This is a genomic window from Nitrospirillum goiasense (assembly GCF_034427435.1).
Classification (GTDB): Bacteria; Pseudomonadota; Alphaproteobacteria; order Azospirillales; family Azospirillaceae; genus Nitrospirillum.
Window position 1 is genome coordinate 372,501 of record NZ_JAXQNP010000002.1, and the last position, 17,987, is coordinate 390,487.

General features: G+C 67.5%; 17 protein-coding genes (1 of these 17 only partly in view). 9 read left to right on the forward strand and 8 right to left on the reverse strand.

Features of this window, described 5'->3' with window-relative positions; all coding sequences use genetic code 11:
• Nucleotides 1-452, reverse strand: the 5' portion of a protein-coding gene (locus ULB03_RS04055; RefSeq protein ID WP_322482001.1) for a hypothetical protein. It extends 133 nt beyond the left edge of the window; only the first 452 of its 585 coding nucleotides appear in the window; it begins with the start codon at nucleotides 450-452; the stop codon falls past the left edge of the window.
• A gap of 122 nt (nucleotides 453-574) precedes the next feature.
• Nucleotides 575-1,513, reverse strand: coding sequence for a protein-methionine-sulfoxide reductase catalytic subunit MsrP (gene msrP / locus ULB03_RS04060; RefSeq protein ID WP_322482002.1), 939 nt, complete (start codon nucleotides 1,511-1,513; stop codon nucleotides 575-577).
• A 229-nt stretch (nucleotides 1,514-1,742) separates the two neighbouring features.
• Between msrP and ULB03_RS04065 the strand changes: the two genes are divergently transcribed.
• The gene (locus tag ULB03_RS04065; RefSeq protein WP_322482003.1) at nucleotides 1,743-2,306 is read left to right on the forward strand and encodes an Mpo1 family 2-hydroxy fatty acid dioxygenase; all 564 of its coding nucleotides are present in this window, start codon (nucleotides 1,743-1,745) and stop codon (nucleotides 2,304-2,306) included.
• Between the two features lie 66 nt (nucleotides 2,307-2,372).
• Here the strand turns inward: ULB03_RS04065 and ULB03_RS04070 are convergent, their stop codons facing one another.
• The gene (locus ULB03_RS04070; RefSeq protein ID WP_145613550.1) at nucleotides 2,373-2,843 is read right to left on the reverse strand and encodes a Dps family protein; all 471 of its coding nucleotides are present in this window, start codon (nucleotides 2,841-2,843) and stop codon (nucleotides 2,373-2,375) included.
• A 275-nt stretch (nucleotides 2,844-3,118) separates the two neighbouring features.
• Here ULB03_RS04070 and ULB03_RS04075 point away from each other — a divergent pair, with 275 nt between their 5' ends.
• The 5 genes from ULB03_RS04075 to ULB03_RS04095 are packed head-to-tail and all read left to right on the forward strand — an operon-like array spanning nucleotide 3,119 to nucleotide 7,514.
• Complete coding sequence (locus ULB03_RS04075; RefSeq protein WP_322482004.1) at nucleotides 3,119-3,787, forward strand: cupredoxin domain-containing protein; 669 nt, start codon at nucleotides 3,119-3,121, stop codon at nucleotides 3,785-3,787.
• A gap of 25 nt (nucleotides 3,788-3,812) precedes the next feature.
• Nucleotides 3,813-5,441 (forward strand): diguanylate cyclase domain-containing protein, encoded by a 1,629-nt coding sequence (locus ULB03_RS04080; protein ID WP_322482005.1) that lies wholly within the window; start codon nucleotides 3,813-3,815, stop codon nucleotides 5,439-5,441.
• Nucleotides 5,393-6,232, forward strand: coding sequence for a putative bifunctional diguanylate cyclase/phosphodiesterase (locus tag ULB03_RS04085; protein WP_322482006.1), 840 nt, complete (start codon nucleotides 5,393-5,395; stop codon nucleotides 6,230-6,232). The genes ULB03_RS04080 and ULB03_RS04085 overlap by 49 nt, the downstream gene beginning before the upstream one ends.
• Nucleotides 6,229-6,702 carry a hypothetical protein gene (locus ULB03_RS04090; protein ID WP_322482007.1) on the forward strand — a complete coding sequence of 158 codons (474 nt, stop codon included), beginning with the start codon at nucleotides 6,229-6,231 and terminating at the stop codon, nucleotides 6,700-6,702. Before ULB03_RS04085 ends, ULB03_RS04090 begins: the two co-directional genes overlap by 4 nt.
• Nucleotides 6,675-7,514, forward strand: coding sequence for a hypothetical protein (locus ULB03_RS04095; RefSeq protein WP_322482008.1), 840 nt, complete (start codon nucleotides 6,675-6,677; stop codon nucleotides 7,512-7,514). The genes ULB03_RS04090 and ULB03_RS04095 overlap by 28 nt, the downstream gene beginning before the upstream one ends.
• Nucleotides 7,515-7,535: 21 nt before the next feature.
• Here ULB03_RS04095 and ULB03_RS04100 read toward each other — a convergent pair whose 3' ends face one another.
• From ULB03_RS04100 to ULB03_RS04110, 3 genes are all read right to left on the reverse strand, one after another.
• Nucleotides 7,536-8,120, reverse strand: a complete 585-nt coding sequence (locus tag ULB03_RS04100) for a DUF2239 family protein (protein WP_322482009.1) — start codon at nucleotides 8,118-8,120, stop codon at nucleotides 7,536-7,538.
• Nucleotides 8,121-8,197: 77 nt separating this feature from the next.
• Entirely contained in the window at nucleotides 8,198-10,399 is a 2,202-nt protein-coding gene (gene uvrB, locus ULB03_RS04105) for an excinuclease ABC subunit UvrB (RefSeq protein ID WP_322483773.1), read from the reverse strand.
• A 55-nt stretch (nucleotides 10,400-10,454) separates the two neighbouring features.
• Nucleotides 10,455-11,198: a hypothetical protein gene (locus ULB03_RS04110; RefSeq protein ID WP_322482010.1), complete on the reverse strand. Its 744-nt coding sequence runs from the start codon at nucleotides 11,196-11,198 to the stop codon at nucleotides 10,455-10,457.
• A 195-nt stretch (nucleotides 11,199-11,393) separates the two neighbouring features.
• Between ULB03_RS04110 and ULB03_RS04115 the strand changes: the two genes are divergently transcribed.
• Complete coding sequence (locus tag ULB03_RS04115) at nucleotides 11,394-12,596, forward strand: pyridoxal phosphate-dependent aminotransferase (RefSeq protein ID WP_322482011.1); 1,203 nt, start codon at nucleotides 11,394-11,396, stop codon at nucleotides 12,594-12,596.
• Nucleotides 12,597-12,685: 89 nt separating this feature from the next.
• Here ULB03_RS04115 and ULB03_RS04120 read toward each other — a convergent pair whose 3' ends face one another.
• Complete coding sequence (locus ULB03_RS04120; RefSeq protein ID WP_322482012.1) at nucleotides 12,686-13,840, reverse strand: glycerophosphodiester phosphodiesterase family protein; 1,155 nt, start codon at nucleotides 13,838-13,840, stop codon at nucleotides 12,686-12,688.
• A 371-nt stretch (nucleotides 13,841-14,211) separates the two neighbouring features.
• On the opposite strand from ULB03_RS04120, the gene ULB03_RS04125 reads away from it, so the two are divergent.
• Nucleotides 14,212-14,787, forward strand: a complete 576-nt coding sequence (locus ULB03_RS04125) for an STM3941 family protein (protein WP_322482013.1) — start codon at nucleotides 14,212-14,214, stop codon at nucleotides 14,785-14,787.
• 19 nt (nucleotides 14,788-14,806) lie between these two features.
• On the opposite strand, the gene ULB03_RS04130 is transcribed toward ULB03_RS04125, so the two are convergent.
• A complete protein-coding gene (locus ULB03_RS04130) occupies nucleotides 14,807-15,352 on the reverse strand; it encodes a hypothetical protein (protein WP_322482014.1) in 546 nt (181 codons plus the stop codon).
• Between the two features lie 708 nt (nucleotides 15,353-16,060).
• Here ULB03_RS04130 and uvrC point away from each other — a divergent pair.
• Nucleotides 16,061-17,959 carry an excinuclease ABC subunit UvrC gene (gene uvrC / locus ULB03_RS04135; RefSeq protein ID WP_416211136.1) on the forward strand — a complete coding sequence of 633 codons (1,899 nt, stop codon included), beginning with the start codon at nucleotides 16,061-16,063 and terminating at the stop codon, nucleotides 17,957-17,959.
• Nucleotides 17,960-17,987 lie beyond the last annotated feature (28 nt).

Sequence of the window (17,987 nt, forward strand, 5' to 3'; positions counted from 1 at the left end):
ATGTTGCCGGCCCAGATGTGCACCGGCACGGGCCGGGCCCAACTGCTGTCAAAGAAGGCATGCCGCTCCCCCCGCTTCACCTGATGGGAGACGGAGCTGTTCATCGCCAGGAATTCAAAGGGCCGGTTGGGCAGCAGCTCATGCCCCAGGACGCGCACGAAGCGATGGGGCGACGCCTCCAGCTCCCGCACCTTCTTCTTGAGCTGGGCTTCCTGCCGCTGGGTGGAGAACAGGACGGTGGCGGCGCCGGCGGCGGTGCTCTTGCGCGCCTCCACCCGTTCGGAGAGGCCGTTGGCCAGGCGGGCGTAGCGAGCCAAGCGCTGGCGCAGGCCGCTGACGTCGGCCATATGCTCCAGCACCATGCCATAGACATGGGCCACCAGGGATACGAGCACGCTGATCCCGGCCGTGGCCAGGAAAACGAAAAGCCCGAACTCCACTATGGCGATCACGCCTTCGCCCACCCCGACGCCCCCAAGGTCATGTTCTCGGATAGCAATACTTTAAATTATCCGGAAGCGTCGGCAAGCGATTATTTGAACCGGCCACTATAGTTAATGGCCGGTTCACGCCACTACATGAACAGCGCTTCCTTTTCCAATCCCTTGTATAGTCCGGCCACCTGGGCACCATAGCCGTTGAATATCTGCGTAGGCACCGACTCGTTACTTCCCAGCAGACGTTCCCGCGCCTGGGACCAGCGGGGGTGGGGCACGGCCGGATTGACGTTGGCCCAGAAGCCGTACTCGTCGGCGTTCAGCAGCGCCCAGAAGGTCTTGGGCCGCTTGTCGGTGAAGCTGATCCGCACCACCGACTTCACCGACTTGAAGCCGTACTTCCACGGCAGGGTCAGGCGCAGCGGCGCGCCGTTCTGCGCCTGCAGCGGCTTGCCGTAAAGGCCGGTGGACAGGAAAGCCAGCTCGTTCGTCGCCTCCGCCATGGTCAGGCCCTCGACATAGGGCCAGGGGTAGAAGGGCTGGCGCAGGCCCGGCGCCGGATAGGTGTCCCGGCCGAAGGTTTGCAGTTCCACATAGGTGGCCGAGGATAGAGGCTTGGCGAACGCCACCAGCTTGGCCAGGGGGAAGCCCATCCACGGCACGGCCATGGCCCAGGCCTCGACACAGCGGTGACGGTACAGCCGTTCCTCCACCGGCATGGCCTTCAGCAAGTCGTCGATGCCCAGGGTCATGGGCTTTTCCACCAAGCCGTCGATGCGCACCGTCCAGGGCCGCAGCGGCATCTTCTGCGCCGCCGACACCACGTCCTTGGACGTGCCGAACTCATAGAAGTTGTTGTAGCTGGTGGCGGCCGCCTCCGGTGTCACGGCCCGATCCAGGGTGTAGTCGGGATTGCGGACGGGCGCGTCGGCGGCCAAGGCGCCCCGGCCACCCAAGGCCAAGCCGCCGGCGATGGCGCCGGCCCCCGCCATCACGGCGCGGCGGTTGATGTAGGTCGATTCGGGCGTCGCCGCCGACTCCGGCAATTCCCAGTCTCGCTTGGTCCTGATCAGCATGACGCCCTTCCTTACACCTGTCGCGAACGTCGGGTCCGACCTCACGCCCGGACCCGCGCCCCTAATAAAGAGGGAGCGGCGGGCCGCATATCAAGGACCCGCCCGCTATGGATTCGATAGCCCGGCGCAGGCGGGCGGCACGGGGGAGCGGCAGCAGACGATATGCCGCGCGCAGCCCTCCAAAAAATGGTAGGGTTAGCGATCAATAACCCAGTTCAGGGAGGGACCGGTGGCGGACGTGCCGTTTGACCAGACACCGCTTGACCAGGCACCGGCGGCCAGCACGCTGTTTGAGCGCCAGATGGCCATGTACACCACCTACCACCGCGACAGCCGCAACAAGGCGACCCACGCCGTGGGCATCCCGGTGATCGTCTTTTCCGTCGTCCTGGCCTGCACCCTGGTGCCCCTGGTAACCGTGGCGGGCCTGGGCACCCTGACCCTGGGCCTGGCCTTGTCGGCCGTGGTCTGGGCCCTGTGGATCGTGCTGAACCGGACGGTGGGGCTGGCGCTGGGGCTGCTGGTCGTGCCGTCGGTGCTGCTGTCCGCCTGGGCGGTGGCGCGGCTGCCCACCGGGGCGGTGCAGGAACTGGCGGGCGCGCTGTTCGTCGGCGGCTGGGTGCTGCAGCTGCTGGGCCATGTCTATGAAGGCCGGAAGCCGGCGCTGGTGGACAACCTGTTCCAGGCCCTGATCGGCCCCATGTTCATTGCCATGGAGGCCCTGGTCGCCCTGGGCCTGGCCCCTGCCGGGCTGCATGACCGCATCGAGCGGCAGGCCGGCCAGCGGTCCTGACCGGAAAAGCGAAAGGCGGCCCCGTGGAGCCGCCTTTCCCATATTGAGCGCTGATCGCGGAAAGGCTCAGCCTTCCAGCATGGCCCGCAGCATCCACGCGGTTTTCTCATGCACCTGCAGGCGCTGGGTCAGCAGGTCGCAGGTCGGCTCGTCGCTGGCGCTTTCCGCCACCGGGAAGATGGAACGGGCGGTACGCGCCACGGCCTCCTGCCCCTCGACCAGCTGCTGGATCATCTCCTCCGCCTTGGGCACGCCCCGCTCTTCCCGGATGACCGTCAGCTCGGCGAACTGGGCGTAGGAGCCGGGCGCCGGGAAGCCCAGCGCGCGGATGCGTTCCGCAATGTCGTCCACGGCCACCGACAGCTCGGTGTACTGGGTCATGAACATGGTGTGCAGGGTGTTGAACATCGGCCCGGTAACGTTCCAATGGAAGTTATGGGTCTTCAGGTACAGCGTGTAGGTGTCGGCCAGCAGGCGGCTGAGCCCTTCGGCGATGGCCTTGCGGTCCTGTTCGGAAATGCCGATGTCGATAGCCATGCTTGTTTCCTTCTCTTCTCGATCGCTGATTTGCCGGCAGGATAACGCCCCAAGGGGCGGCCGGCAAGACAATTTAGAATCGTTCTAATTTCACGCCGCCCTTTCCGTGGCCCTTCGCCCCGAGGGAAAATGTCCACGGATCGGCGCACGGATTGTGGCACACTCCCGCGTCGAAAATACTACCTGCCTTCAAGAGGCGTTTTATGGGTTTCGCTGGCAGCGCCGATCCGGGTCGCGCGCTCATGACGATGGACGCGGCCACGGGGACAGGCGCGATGACGGGCGGTGGGGTCCTGGCCCGCCTGGCCACGGCGTTCGTGACGGGCGGCCTGGCTTTGGGCCTGGGGGCCCATGCCGGCGCGGCCGACCTGACGGTCACGGTCGTGGACGGCACCGGCCACCCGGTCGCGGACGCGGTGGTGACCGCCACGCCGGAGGGCCCGGCCCTGCCGCCGGCCGCCCCGCCCGCCCCCCTGATCATGGATCAGTTGGACGAGACCTTCGTGCCCTATGTCCTGGTGGTGCCCAAGGGCGGCACGGTCACCTTCCGCAACAGCGACCTGACCCGCCACCACGTCTATTCCTATTCCGAGGCCGCGAAATTCGAGTTCGTGCTGTCGCCGGAGCAGATCGGGCAGCGCAAATTCGACCAGACCGGGGTGGTGGCCCTGGGCTGCAACATCCATGACCATATGATCGCGCACCTGTACGTCACGGCGGCGCCGTTCGCCGCCGTCACCGGCAAGGACGGCAAGGCCAGGCTGGGCGGCCTGCCCGCCGCCGCCGTCACCGTGGCCGCCTGGCAGCCCCGGCTGAAGCCCGGCGTCCCCCCGCCGCAGCAGACCGTGCCGGCCACGGCGCTGGGCGCCCCGCTCACCCTGACGCTGCCCCCCCTACTGCCTGACACACGGCAGGGTGCCGATCCCGAACGCGGCGGCTACTGAGCCACAGAACGACAGGACGCGGCCCGTGGCTCTCGGTTTCAGAAATCGGCTGGTGTTGTTCCTGATGGCCACGCTGGCCGTCGTGCAACTGGGCACCATGGTGATCCTGTACGGCGTCGCGCGCTCCGCCCTGATCGACGCCGGCAAGCAGCAACTGGTGTCGAGCGCCCAGTCCTTCAGCCGCCACCTCGACACGCTGGCCAACCACCTGGCGGAAGACGCCAAGGTGATGTCGCTGGACTACGCCCTGCGCCAGTCCATCGCCGCGCATGACAGCGGCACGGCCATCAGCGCCCTGCGCAACTTCGGCCGGCGGGTGGGCGCCAGCCGCATGCTGCTGATCGACCTGGACGGCACCATCGCCGCCGACACCGCCCGCCCGCGCGACCTGACGGGCCTGGGCCGCTTCGCCTTTCCCGACCTGCTGCCCATGGCCGGTGAATCCGGCCGGGCGGCGGCATCGGGCGTGATGGGGGGCGTTCCCTACCGCCTGGTGGTGGTGCCGGTGCTGCTGCCCGATCCCATCGCCTGGATCTGCATCATGGTGCGGGTGGACGACCGCTTCGCGGAGGAGCTGCGCGCCCTGTCGCCCTTGCGCAAGGATATCGCGCTGGCCGGCCAGACGGCGCCGGACGCGCCGTGGTCGGTGGTGGCGGCGGCCGGCGACCCCATGGACCCGCTGGCGGGCATCGCCGGCCCGGGGCAGATGGCGGCGGCCGAGCCACAACTGCTGACCAAGCATGGCGCGGAGTACCTGGTGCTGACCACGCCCATCCCCACGGCCCCCGGCAGCCTGCCCATGATGGCCGTGCTGCAGTACCCGCTGGACGAGGCGCTGGCCCCCTATCGCAAGATCATGCTGTACATGGGCGCCCTGATGGCCGGTGGCCTGTTGGTGGCCCTGGCCGGCATCGGCCTGATCGCGCGCGGCGTCACGCGGCCGGTGACGGCGCTGGCCGCGGTGGCCCGGCGCATCGCCGATGGCGACTACACCCCACTGCCCCCCGTCCGCACCAAGGATGAGATCGGGCAGTTGACCACCGCCCTGGACGACATGGCCCAGGCCATCGCCGACCGCGAGGACCACATCCGCCACCAGTCGCTGCACGACGCGGTGACGGGCCTGCCCAACCGCCTGAACCTGGAAGAGCGGGTGGACCAGGCGATAGACCAGGGGCACGGCGTGGCCCTGCTGCTGCTGGCGCTGGATCGCCTGCGCGAAATCGCCAACACCCTGGGTCACGACCTGGCCGACCGCGTGGCCCGCGACGCCGGCGCGAGGCTGGCCCGCGCCCTGGCCGCCAACGGCGCCGCCGACGCCACGGTCGCCCGGGTGTCGGAACAGGGCTTCGCCGTCCTGCTGGTGGACCGGGACATCGCCGCGGCCCAGGCACTGGCGCCGGCGCTGGTCGCGGCCTTCGACACGCCGTACACCGAGGCGCCCTTCGGCGAGGGCGAGGTGACCGTGGACCTGGCGGCGGGCGTCGGCATCGCCGCCTATCCCGACCCCACGCCGGGCGCGCCCCCTCCGACACGGCCAGCATCCTGTTACGTCACGCCGACGTGGCCGTGCTGGACGCCCGCGCGGCGGAGTCGCACGTCCGCGTGTACGACCACGCCGCCGATCCGCACCGGCCCGAACGCCTGTCGCTGATGGGCGACCTGAAGATCGCCATCGAGCAGGATGCGCTGGCCCTGGCCTACCAGCCCAAGCTGGAGCCCCGGACGGGCCGGGTGGTGGGGGCGGAAGCGCTGGTGCGCTGGACCCATCCGCGCCGCGGCTTCGTCCCGCCGGACAGCTTCATCCCCCTGGCGGAGGAAACCGGCGCCGTCCGGCACCTGACCCGGTGGGGCCTGCGGCGGGCGCTGCGCCAGACGGCGGAGTGGGCGGCGGCGGGCCACGACCTGCGTATGTCGGTCAACCTGTCGGTGCGCGACCTGGGGGACGCCGCCCTGCCGGATCGCATCGACGCGCTGCTGGAAGAGACCGGCCTGAAGCCCGACCGGCTGATGCTGGAGATCACGGAAAGCGCCATCATGGGGGACCCGGAGATGGCGGTCGCCCTGCTGAGCCGCTTGGCCGACCGGGGCATGGACCTGTCCATCGACGATTTCGGCGTCGGTCAATCGTCCTTCGCCTATCTGCGCCGCCTGCCGGTGCGGGAGATCAAGATCGACCGGTCCTTCATCCGGACCCTGGCGGAGACGGCGCAGGACCAGGCCATCGTCGGCACCATCATCAAGCTGGGGCACAGCCTGGGCTACAAGGTCACGGCGGAGGGGGTGGAGGATGGCCCCGCCCTGGCCCTGCTGGCGGAGATGGGCTGCGACCTGGCCCAGGGATACTACATCGCCCGGCCCCTGGCGCCGGCCGCGTTCGCCGACTTCCTGGCCAGGCACGCCGCGGGCGAAATGCCCTGGCAAGCCAGGGAAGCGCGGGGATGAGGCGCGCCGGGGCCATCCTCCGGGCCGTCTCCAGAGCCACCCTGCCCCCCCTGGGCCTACCCCTGGCCCTGATCCTGGCCGCGACCCACCTGGCGCGGGCGGCGGACGGCTACCCCGATATCGAGTTCCACGGCCTGCTGGATGCCCGCGTGGTGCGGACGCCCGATGACCGCAGCGCCTTTGATGGCGGCCTGGGCAAGCTGCGCACGGGTGGTGACCCAAGCACCCGCACCACCACGCTGGCGGAGGCCTCGCTGATGGCGACGGCCCACCTGATGCCCGGCCTGGACGCCTACACCCAGGTGCGGGCGGAGGGGGAGCAGCGCACGGCGGTGGACATCATCGAGGCCTATGCGCGCTGGCGGCCCGTTCCCACCGGCGCGCTGGCCTGGCAGGTCAAGGCCGGCGCCTTCTTCCCCCCATCTCGCTGGAAAACGACGGCTTGGCCTGGACCAGCCGCTACACCCTGACGCCCAGCGCCATCAACAGCTGGGTGGGCGAGGAGCTGCGCACCGAGGGCTCGGAGGTGACCTTGACCTGGCGGCCGGAGGGACTGGGCGGCAGCCGTGTCGACCTCATCGGCGCCGTGTTCGCCGGCAACGACGGCACGGGCGAGATGTTGGACTATCGCGGCTGGGGGCTGGTGGAGCGCCCCGCCGGCCTGCTGGACGCGCTGCGCCTGCCGGACGAGGTGGCCTTCCACCAGGGGCGCAGCCCACCCGTCCGCTTCCAGCCCTTCGCCGAGATCGACCACCAGCCGGGCTTTTATGTCGGCGGTCGGTGGACGGATCCGTCGTGGGGCGAGTTGTCCTACCTGCTCTGGGACAACCGCGGCGACCCCACCGTCACCAACGGCAAGAGCTACGCCTGGGCCACCTATTTCGACAGCCTGGGTTACAAGATCATGCCGGCGCCCGGCCTGACGGTGCTGGCCCAGGCCATGCGGGGCAGCACCACCGTCGAGCCCAGCCCGGACACCGAGAGCGAAGGTTATTTTGAGGCCCTATACCTGTTGGTCAGCCAGGAATGGGGCCGGTTCAGGTTGAGCGGCCGCTTCGACGCCTTCGGCACGCACGAGGACACGCCCGTCACCTTCCGCCCGCATTTCGATGAGCATGGCAAGGCTTACACCGGCGCCCTGTCCTACCGCCCCTTGGCCTGGATGCGCTGGACCGTGGAATGGGTGCATGTCGACAGCCGGCGGCAACAGCGCCTGAACGTCAACCTGCCCATCGAGGCGCATGAGAACCAGGCACAGTTGGGCGTCCGGGTGTTTTTCTGAGGCGGCGGCTGGCGCACGCGTTCAGTCGGCGAACGCCGGCTCCGCCAGGCGCAGGGCATGGGCGCGCACGTCGGCCGGCCAGTCCCGGCTGTGCCCCTCCAGCCCAGCGCGGTCACCCGCGAACAGGGCGCGCGACGCCTCCTCGAAGCCGGGGCGGTCACCGGCCATGGTGGACATGAAACGGTAGGCGGCCTCCCGCGCCTGGCGCACGCGGTCCGCACCCTCGTTGGCATGGCGGGCGGCATCCACCAGCTTGCGCAGGGCGACCGACGCGCCACCAGGCTGGCTGGCCAGCCACTCCCAATGCCGGGGCAGCAGCGTCACCTCGCGCGCCACCACGCCCAGCTTGGGCCGGCCGGGCTTGGCCGGCGCCGGGGTGAGATCGGCGGGGAACACCGGCGCCAGCCGACCGCGCACAGCCTCCACCGGACCGCGCAAATCCACGTCCACGGGCCGGCCCGTCGCCTCATTGAAGATAAAGATCAGGCCGTCGTCGCCGGCGTCCTGCGCCGCCTTGGCCGCCAGCGCCGCCTCGACCAGCGTGCCGGTGGCAAGAAAGCGCGTGCCGGCAAAGGCCGTGCAGCGCATCTCCGGATCCAGACCCATCGCGTCCTCCCTCATCCTGAACGACGCGATATCTATGCCTGCGGGCAACCGGAGTCAATATTACCCGGGTAAAATAATCAGGGGCCTTTGCGCCGCCGCCCACCGGGCTTGCTGCCGGCCGGGCGGCCCGCGGGGATGGGCGCCTTGATGTTGGACTTCTCGCCCACCGCGCTGGCGCGCCCTTTTTCTCCCATAGCGCTGGCGCGACTCTTTTCACCCATTGCGCTGGCGCGCAGGGGGGTGGCCTCCGGGTCCAGGCCCAGGTCGATGGCCTCCAGCCGGCGGATTTCGTCGCGGATGCGGGCGGCCTCCTCGAACTCCAGGTCGGCGGCGGCGGTGCGCATCTTCTTTTCCAGGTCGGCGATGGCGGCCTTGAGGTTGTGGCCCACCAGGCTGCCTTCTTCGGCGAAGCCGGTGTTCACGTTCACCCGGTCGCCGCGCTCGTAGACCGAGTTCAGCACGTCGGCGATCTGCTTCTTCACCGACTCCGGGGTGATGCCGTGGGCCTCGTTATAGACCCGCTGCTTCTCCCGGCGGCGGCTGGTTTCGTCCAGCGCCGCGGCCATGCTGTTGGTGATCTTGTCAGCATACAGGATGGCGCGACCCTCGACGTTGCGCGCCGCGCGGCCGATGGTCTGGATCAGCGAGGTGCGGGAGCGCAGATAGCCTTCCTTGTCCGCGTCCAGGATGGCGACCAGCCCGCACTCCGGAATGTCCAGGCCCTCACGCAGCAGGTTGATGCCGATCAGCACGTCGAAGGCGCCCAGGCGCAGATCGCGGATGATTTCGATACGCTCTAACGTTTCGACATCGGAATGAATGTAGCGGACCTTGATTCCGGCCTCGTGCATATAGTCGGTCAGGGCCTCCGCCATCTTCTTGGTCAGGGTGGTGACCAGGACGCGCTGGCCCTTGGCGATGCACTCGCGGCACTCCGCCATCACGTCATCCACCTGGGTTTCGGTGGGGCGGATGATGACTTCGGGGTCGATCAGGCCCGTGGGCCGCACCACCTGTTCCACGAAGACGCCGCCCGTCCGTTCCAGTTCCCACGGGCCGGGGGTGGCGGAGACGAAGACGGACTGGGGCCGCATGGCGTCCCATTCCTCGAACTTCAGGGGGCGGTTGTCGATGCAGGCCGGCAGACGGAAGCCATAGTCCGACAGGGTCGACTTACGCATGTAGTCGCCCTTATACATGCCGCCCACCTGGGGCACCATGACGTGGCTTTCGTCCACGATCAGCAGGGCATCCTGCGGCAGGTATTCGAACAGGGTGGGCGGCGCCTCCCCCGGGGCGCGGCCTGAGAGATAGCGGGAATAGTTCTCGATGCCGGCGCAGGAGCCGGTGGCCACCATCATCTCGATATCGAAGGTGGTGCGCTGCTCCAGCCGCTGGGCCTCCAGCAGCTTGCCTTGCGCCGAGAACTCCTCCAGCCGCAGCTTCAGGTCGCGCTTCATCTGCTCCACCGCCTGCAGCAGGGTGGGCTTGGGCGTGACGTAGTGGCTGTTGGCGTAGATGCGCACCTCTTTCAGGCTGGCGATCTTCTCGCCCGTCAGGGGGTCGATCTCCTGGATGGCCTCCAGCTCATCCCCGAACAGGGAGAAGCGCCAGGCGCGGTCCTCCATATGGGCCGGGAACAGCTCGATGGTGTCGCCGCGCACGCGGAAGGAACCGCGGGCGAAGCCGACGTCGTTGCGCCGGTATTGCAGTTCGACCAGCCGCTGCAGGAAATGGGTGCGGTTCAGCACGTGCCCCACCTTCACCGGCAGGGTCATTTCCGAATAGGTCTCGACCGAGCCGATACCGTAGATGCACGACACCGAGGCGACGATGATGCAGTCGCGCCGTTCCAGCAGCGACCGCGTGGCCGCGTGGCGCATCCGGTCGATCTGCTCGTTGATCGAGCTTTCCTTCTCGATATAGGTGTCGGTGCGCGGGACGTAGGCCTCGGGCTGGTAATAGTCGTAATAGCTGACGAAGTACTCCACCGCGTTATCGGGAAAGAAGCTCTTCATCTCGCCATAGAGCTGGGCCGCCAGCGTCTTGTTGGGCGCCAGGATCAGGGTGGGGCGCTGCAGCCGTTCGATGACGTGCGCCATGGTGAAGGTCTTGCCCGAGCCGGTGACGCCCAGCAGCACCTGGTCCCGCTCCCCCGCGTGGATGCCCTCCAGCAATTCCTTGATGGCCTGCGGCTGGTCGCCGGCGGGCTGGAACTCCGACTGGATGCGCAGGGGAACACCGTCGGTGGCCGGCGGCAGGGCGCTGCCCCGCGGCATGGTCATCGGCAACGGCAGGTTGGGCTCTATCGTATGGGCATCGTGCGGCATGGCCTCAAGGTAGGCTGCGCCGCGCCACTTTTCCAGGCCGCTTGGCGGCTTTCTCGGGGGATCGCCCTTTCGCCCCCGCCGCCTCGCCCCGGTCGGGGCTGGCGGCGGTGCCGCCGCCGCGCGCCAGCGCCTTGGACAGGGGTTCCCAGGCGGTCGCCACCGCCTCGCTCTCCGTCCCGTCCTCCCGCGCCATGGACTTCAGGGTGGCCAGGAAGTCATTGGACAGGCAGGCGGTGCGCGGCATGCCGCTGGTGAATTCCGTCCCGTCCGGAAACACCATCAGCACGCGCAGGCGCACCATGGGGAACCGGGCCTTCATGGCATGGATCAGCGGCTGGACCTGCACCACCGGATTGACGAACAAGCCGATCTTGCCGTTGGCCGCCAGATAGCGCCACTGGCCCGCCTTGGTCTGGGCGCTGATGCGGCCGCCCATGTCGGCCGGCGCGCTCATCACCATCGCGACGCTGGCCGGCAGGCGGATCAGGTGATCGACGCGCAGCGGCTTGCCCTGTTTGTCGCGGATGTAGATGCCGTGCACCACGGAATATCCCGCGTCATCCAGCGCCAGCTTGCGCCGATAGGCCTCGGCGTTATAGCGGCGGCGGGACAGGGTGCGGGTCTTGGGCCGCAGGGCCCACATCACCACCAGCATCAGCACGATGATGACGAGCGCCACCGTGCCGATGGTGACCATCTGGCTGATGCCCAGCAGCTGGGGTGCCTGATCGCTGATGTCTTGCGCCATTCTGGTTGATTTACCCCATCCCGGCACGACCTGTCATCCCGGGTGCGCGTCCCCCCGCATCTTACCACTGGGTATCTTAATGTCGCGGGGCCCCAAACGCGGCAGGCGCGGCATGCGCGGGCTGCGTTTGCGCCCCTATTTTGCCGGGCGTAAGGTCCGCCCTCGGATTTTCCTTTCCCAACAAGGGTAGCCGTCATGTCGATCGTTGCCGAGCGCCTCGCCCGGATTAAGCCGTCCCAGACCATCGCCGTCACCGCCAAGGCCCGCGCCTTGAAGGCCGCCGGCCGCGATATCATCGGCCTGGGCGCCGGCGAGCCGGACTTTGATACGCCCGACAATATCAAGCAGGCGGCCATCCGCGCCATCCAGCAGGGCCAGACCAAGTACACCGACGTCGACGGCACCCCGGAACTGAAGCGCGCCGTCTGCCTGAAGTTCAAGCGCGAGAACGGCCTGGAGTACAAGCCGGAGCAGGTGAGCGTCGGCACCGGCGGCAAGCAGGTGATCTTCAACGCCATGATGGCGACCCTGTCGCCCGGCGACGAAGTCATCATCCCCGCCCCCTACTGGGTCAGCTACCCCGACATCGTGCTGATGGCCGAGGGCACCCCGGTGTTCGTGGAATGCGGTGCCGAGAGCGGCTTCAAGATGCAGGCCGAGCAGCTGGAGCGCGCCATCACCCCGCGCACCAAGTGGGTCATGCTGAACAGCCCGTCCAACCCGTCGGGCGCCGCCTACACCCATGCCGAGATGAAGGCCCTGACCGACGTGCTGCTGCGCCACCCGCACGTCTGGGTGTTCACCGACGATATGTACGAACACCTGGTCTATGACGGCTTCACCTTCGTGACCCCGGCCCAGGTGGAACCGGCCCTGTACGACCGCACCCTGACGGTCAACGGCGTGTCCAAGGCCTATGCCATGACCGGCTGGCGCATCGGCTACGGCGCCGGGCCGACGCAGCTGATCAAGGCCATGGCCAACGTGCAGAGCCAGTCCACCAGCAACCCCTCCTCCATCAGCCAGGCGGCGGCGGTGGAGGCCCTGGTGGGCCCGCAGGACTTCATCAAGGAACGCGCCGAGGTGTTCCGCCAGCGCCGCGACCTGGTGGTGTCCATGCTGAACCAGGCGGCCGGCATCCACTGCCCCCGCCCCGAAGGCGCTTTCTACGTCTATCCGTCCTGCGCCGGCACCCTGGGCAAGACCACGCCTAACGGCGCCGTGCTGAACACGGATGAGGACTTCGTCACCTATCTGCTGGAGTCGGAAGGGGTGGCCGTGGTCCAGGGCAGCGCCTTCGGCCTGGCCCCGCACTTCCGCATCAGCTACGCGACCTCGACCGAGGCGCTGGAGGAAGCCTGCCGCCGTATCCAGCGCGCGACGGCCGCCCTGCGCTGATCGCGGCGGAAAGTGACCGAACCGAAGGGGGGAGGCGCCGGCCTTCCCCCTTTCTTTTTGTGGTTTCTGGCGCGTCGCGCGGCCGCCGGCTAGCCGCGCCGCCGGAAGGTATCCACGGCCCGGCGGCCGACACCGGGATCGTCGGTGAAGAAGCCGTCCAGCCCGGCCGCCAGGTAGTGGTGGATTTCGGCCACCGATCCGTCGACGTTCCGGGCGTTTTCGCCGCGGCCGTCGCGGAAGTCCGCCGCCATGAACCGGTTCTCCGGCGCGAATTCCCACGCGAAAACCTGCAGCCCGGCGGCCTTCGCCCGGCCGATCACGGGATCGGGCCGGCCCAGGCGGCCATCGGCCCCCAGGGGAATCAGGGCGCGGATGTCGGGGGACAGGATGTCGGCGTAGGTCGCCATGTCCCGCAGGCCCGCGTCGGTCAGCATGTCGCCATAGGTCTGCGTGCCGCCGGCCAGGACCACGTCGAACGGCTGTTCCCGCTCCCCGCCGACCAGTTGCATGAAGCGCAGCCCGTCACGCCGCCCCATGCGTTCCCGCAAGCGGCGCAGCGTCGGCGCCTCGAAGCATTGCACGATCATCGGCGCCTGGGCGACGTAGCTGTGCCGCGACAGGGTCTCCAGGAAGGTGTCTTCCACCGCCAGGCCCAGCGAGGTGAACAGATACGGCGTCTTCAATTCGGGAACCAAGCCGATGGGCCGGCCCCGAGTCGCGGCCTCGGCGGCGACGAAATCGATGAGTTCGTCCAGGCTCACCATCTGGAACTCCCCGTCATAGCGGGCGTTGTCCGGACGGATGTCGGGAATGCGCTCTTTCAGCCGCAGGGTCTTCAGTTCCGCGTAGGTGAAATCGACGATGAACCAGCCATCGAGCGTATGGCCGCCGACGGTCACCGTCCGGCGACGGGACGCGAACTCCGGATGGGCCGCCACATCCGTCGTCCGGCTCAGTTCATTCTCATGCAGTGCCATGAGCACACCGTCCTTGCTGGGTTGCAAGTCGGGCTCGATGAAATCCGCGCCATCGGCGATGGCCTTGGCGTAAGAGGCCAGCGTGTGCTCCGGCCGCAAGGCGCAGGCGCCACGATGGGCAAGCACCTCAATCTTGGCCGGCGCGGGCGCCCCCCGCATGGACGCGCCTTGCGGGCGCGTCAGGGCAGATACGGGGACGGGCAAGGTGGCGCCGAAGCCCAGTCCCAGTGAACCCAGGACGCAGGCACGGCGGCTTAGTATCGTCATGTCGTCTCTCTTCGGTCAGCGGTTACGCCACCGGAAAGACTTATGGGCAGGATCCATTTCAGATTTGGTTCATAGGCATGAATATTGCGCAATATCAGCCATCAGATCTGCGTGTTTCATTTCCTTCAGCATGATGGACTGGTTGAATTCTATGGAAATACGTTAAATCTATGATTTATCTAGCACTGTGGAGACGCTAAACGGTCTGCCTTCACGGCCACAATTCTGGCGAGAGGCTGGCGCACGAAATGCGCGGCACGGGACAACACACCTATCGCTGGAGCGCCGCTTGCGTTTTTGAATTGAGAAGTCTGGCCCACAGCACAAAACTCTGGACGTACCTCCCCCCTGAGACGGACCGATACCCCCGAATGAGCATGCAGGACTGCCCGGACTTACCGGTTGAGTTTCGCACCCGCAAAGGGGAGTTGATCGCGCTTTTCTTGCTTGCTGGCGTGATGACGGTCGGTGGGTACTTCTTGTTCATTCACCCGGACCTGTTCGTAAGCAACGACGGCACCCTGGACGATAGCCACCTGGTCACGCGGTTCATCGGTTTAGCCAACATGGCGATTTGCGGACTGTTCATGGGCTGGGAAGTCCGCGCGCTGATTAAGAGAATGCCGCGCCTCACCTTCACATCCGAGGGAATCATCTTTCGCACCGGCGCCCTGGTGCGATGGACAGACATCCGGAACATCTCCGTGCACAAATCCGAAGGGTCACGCTACGTCGCTATTCAGCTGAGAAATGAAGAAGCCTATTATGCGGCGTTGCATCCCTTGCCGGCGCTCTGGGCGCTGCTTAATGCCCACCTGATGGGGGCGCCAATCAACATCAGCACAGTGCTTCTGGGCGTAGATGCGAACGCCATGGCCACCTGGATCACCCACTACGTCGCCGAGGCCCACCTAACGGCAAGGACGCCCCCCACCCAAGCACAATAACCACCCAGCGCGGGCTGCATCAGCGCGGCGCTGTCGGCGAACTCTCCGGCGCAGCGCGCAGGGGTTGGGCCAGGATGACGACCCAGATGAAGGCGTCGTTGGGTCCGTTGGGGGTGGGGTTGGCCACGCGGGCCACGCCCACGTCGGTCATGCCGGGGGTGACGAAGGCGCCAACCGTGGCGTCCGTGCCCTGCCAGATGTCCAGGGGTTGGCCGGGATCGGCGGAGGCCCGCGCCTCCAGCGCGATATCCTGCATGGGAATGTAATGCGCCTGGATCAGGCCCTGGCGCAGGTCCGGCGCGGCGGTGCCGCTGGCCAGGGACATGGCGCGGGCGGCGGCGGCGTCATCCAGCAGCGGCTGGCGGCTGAGCGCCGGCAGCCCGGCTTGGATGCGCGTCTTCTGCACGAAATCGACCAGCGTCTCCGCCGCGTCACGATCCGCCGCGTTGATGGTGATGGCCGTGCCGGCGGGCACCGCCGCCACCGCCCGGTTGCACAAGCCATCCGCCACGCCACTTACCGCCAAGAAGGTGGCCGTCAGCATCATGGTCTTGAGGACGCGCATCAGTCTGCTCCGTTTCTTATTCCTGTTGGATGGCCCGCGTTCCTGTTGGATGGACCCGCGCCAGCGTGAATACCTGCCATCACCAATCACCGTCAAAACCCAGCTTAGGTCGTGAGTATGGCGGAATATCGACCAGGGGTGGCATGCATACTTGCGTATGAGCCTGGGCGGCCTTGGTGATTCTTTCCCGCCGGTCAAGCCAGCGCCAGGAAATCCCTGGAAATTGGGGGCGCAACTAAGTTTTACACAAGCTCCCTGCGTCCTCGGCGGACAATGCTGTCAATCATTTTTTTGCCTTAAATGAACTATTTGTTAGATATTGACAGAAGCTGTTTTGAACAAAACCAATGACTTAGCGTTTTATGCCTATTTTATAGGCAAAATCCGGAAAGCCTTGCGGCGCCTGCGTCGGCACACGCTATCAAAGGCTTTTCCGCAAACTTATCCACAGGTTCCGTGGAAGACCGCCGGGTTTTCCCCACCCCTCCGAACGGGGGCTGATTCGGCGGCCCTTACCCCGGAAGCGGTACGATCCACCGCACGTTTCCAGCCCTCGCCGCACCACAACCGAAGCCCTCCACGAGCGGGATGCCGGGACGACACTCTGCCCATTGACCCGGCACCGCCAATGGGCAGAGTGTCCGCCCCATGGCCATCACTGAAACCAGCACCGACATCCCAGCCGAAGGGTCCGCTACGCAGACGCCCCTGGCCGACACGCCAAGCGACGCGACACCCAAAGTGCGCCGGCGCACCGTGGCCGACCTGAACCGCGGCGTGGAGACCATCAAGGCCTACCTGCGCACCCTGCCGGTGACGCCGGGCGTCTATCGCATGATGAACGAGGGCGGTGACGTCCTGTATGTGGGCAAGGCGCGCAACCTGAAGCGCCGGGTGGCCAACTACACCGTGCCGGCCAAGCTGCCGGTGCGGCTGCAGCGCATGGTGTCCGAGACGGTGACCATGGAGTTCGTCACGACCCATACCGAGGTCGAGGCGCTGCTGCTGGAATCCAACCTGATTAAGCGTCTGATGCCGCGGTACAATGTGCTGCTGCGCGACGACAAGACCTTCCCCCACATCATGATCACCCGGGACCATGACTATCCGGCCCTGATCAAGCACCGGGGCGCGCGCGACCGGGCCGGCGACTATTTCGGGCCCTTCGCCTCCGCTGGCGCCGTCAACCGCACCATCACCGCCCTGCAGCGCGCCTTCCTGCTGCGCAACTGCACCGACAGCGTCTTTTCCACCCGCACCCGCCCCTGCCTGCAGTTCCAAATCAAGCGCTGCACCGCCCCCTGCGTCGGCCGGGTCAGCCGCGCCCAGTATGGCGAGCAGGTGGACGAGGCCGCCGCCTTCCTGGCGGGCAAGAGCCGCGACATCCAGACCCGCATGGCGAGCGCCATGATGGAGGCGTCGGAGGCGCTGGACTTCGAGACCGCCGCCAAGATGCGCGACCGTATCCGCGCGCTGACCGCCATCCAGGCCCACCAGGACATCAATGTCGAGGGCATGGAGGATGCCGACATCATCGCCGCCTACCAGGACGGCGGCACCACCTGCATCCAGGTGTTCTTCTTCCGGGGCGGGCGCAACAACGGCAACCGCGCCTATTTCCCCAGCCATGACAAGAACCAGGGCACGGCGGAGGTGCTGTCCGCCTTCATCGCCCAGTTCTACGACAACCGCGCCGCCCCCGGCCTGGTCCTGATCAGCGAGGACGCGGAGGAGCAGGAACTGCTGGCCGAGGCCCTGACCCTGCGCGCCGGCCGCAAGGTGGAGCTGGCCGTGCCCAAGCGCGGTGACAAGAAGCGGCTGATGGACCATGCCCTGACCAACGCGCGCGAGGCCCACGGCCGCCGCCTGTCGGAAACGGGCAGCCAGGCCAAGCTGCTGGCCGGGGTGGCGGAGGTTTTCGGGCTGGAGGCGCCGCCCGCCCGCATCGAGATCTACGACAACAGCCACATCCAGGGCGCCCACCCCATCGGCGGCATGGTGGTAGCCGGCCCGGACGGCTTCATCAAGAACGCCTACCGCAAGTTCAACATCCGCGACCCCAAGGCGGCGGGTGACGACTTCGCCATGATGCGCGAGGTGCTGACCCGCCGCTTCGACCGCGCCCTGAAGGAGGATCCGGAGCGCACGGGCGACACCTGGCCCGATCTGCTGCTGATCGACGGCGGCGAGGGGCAGCTGGGCGTGGCGGTGGAGGTGTTGGCCGAGCTGGGCCTGTCCGACATTCCCCTGGTGGGCATCGCCAAGGGCCCCGACCGCGACGCGGGCCGAGAACGCTTCTTCATGCCGGGGCGCCCCCCCTTCGGCATGGACCCGCGCGACCCCGTGCTCTATTTCCTGCAGCGCCTGCGCGACGAGGCCCACCGCTGGGCCATCGGCAGCCATCGCCAGCGCCGGGAAAAGGCCATCAGCGCCAGCCCGCTGGACGAGGTGGCGGGCATCGGGCCGAAGCGCAAGAAGGCCCTGCTGCTGCATTTCGGTTCCGCCCAGGCCGTTTCGCGGGCAGGACTGGCCGACTTGCGCGCGGTGGACGGGATATCGGACGCCGTGGCCAAAATCATCTATGACCACTTCCATCCGGACGGCTAAACTCCCGCCAACCGGACTCTCACCCGAC

What these genes read in the sequence shown, in the direction of transcription:
- msrP (WP_322482002.1), bottom strand. Translation starts at nt 1,513, where the DNA reads ATGCTGATCAGGACCAAGCGAGACTGGGAATTGCCGGAGTCGGCGGCG.
- ULB03_RS04070 (WP_145613550.1), bottom strand. Translation starts at nt 2,843, where the DNA reads ATGGCTATCGACATCGGCATTTCCGAACAGGACCGCAAGGCCATCGCC.
- ULB03_RS04075 (WP_322482004.1), top strand. Translation starts at nt 3,119, where the DNA reads ATGACGGGCGGTGGGGTCCTGGCCCGCCTGGCCACGGCGTTCGTGACG.
- ULB03_RS04090 (WP_322482007.1), top strand. Translation starts at nt 6,229, where the DNA reads ATGAGGCGCGCCGGGGCCATCCTCCGGGCCGTCTCCAGAGCCACCCTG.
- ULB03_RS04100 (WP_322482009.1), bottom strand. Translation starts at nt 8,120, where the DNA reads ATGGGTCTGGATCCGGAGATGCGCTGCACGGCCTTTGCCGGCACGCGC.
- uvrB (WP_322483773.1), bottom strand. Translation starts at nt 10,399, where the DNA reads ATGCCGCGGGGCAGCGCCCTGCCGCCGGCCACCGACGGTGTTCCCCTG.
- ULB03_RS04110 (WP_322482010.1), bottom strand. Translation starts at nt 11,198, where the DNA reads ATGGCGCAAGACATCAGCGATCAGGCACCCCAGCTGCTGGGCATCAGC.
- ULB03_RS04115 (WP_322482011.1), top strand. Translation starts at nt 11,394, where the DNA reads ATGTCGATCGTTGCCGAGCGCCTCGCCCGGATTAAGCCGTCCCAGACC.
- ULB03_RS04120 (WP_322482012.1), bottom strand. Translation starts at nt 13,840, where the DNA reads ATGACGATACTAAGCCGCCGTGCCTGCGTCCTGGGTTCACTGGGACTG.
- ULB03_RS04125 (WP_322482013.1), top strand. Translation starts at nt 14,212, where the DNA reads ATGAGCATGCAGGACTGCCCGGACTTACCGGTTGAGTTTCGCACCCGC.
- ULB03_RS04130 (WP_322482014.1), bottom strand. Translation starts at nt 15,352, where the DNA reads ATGCGCGTCCTCAAGACCATGATGCTGACGGCCACCTTCTTGGCGGTA.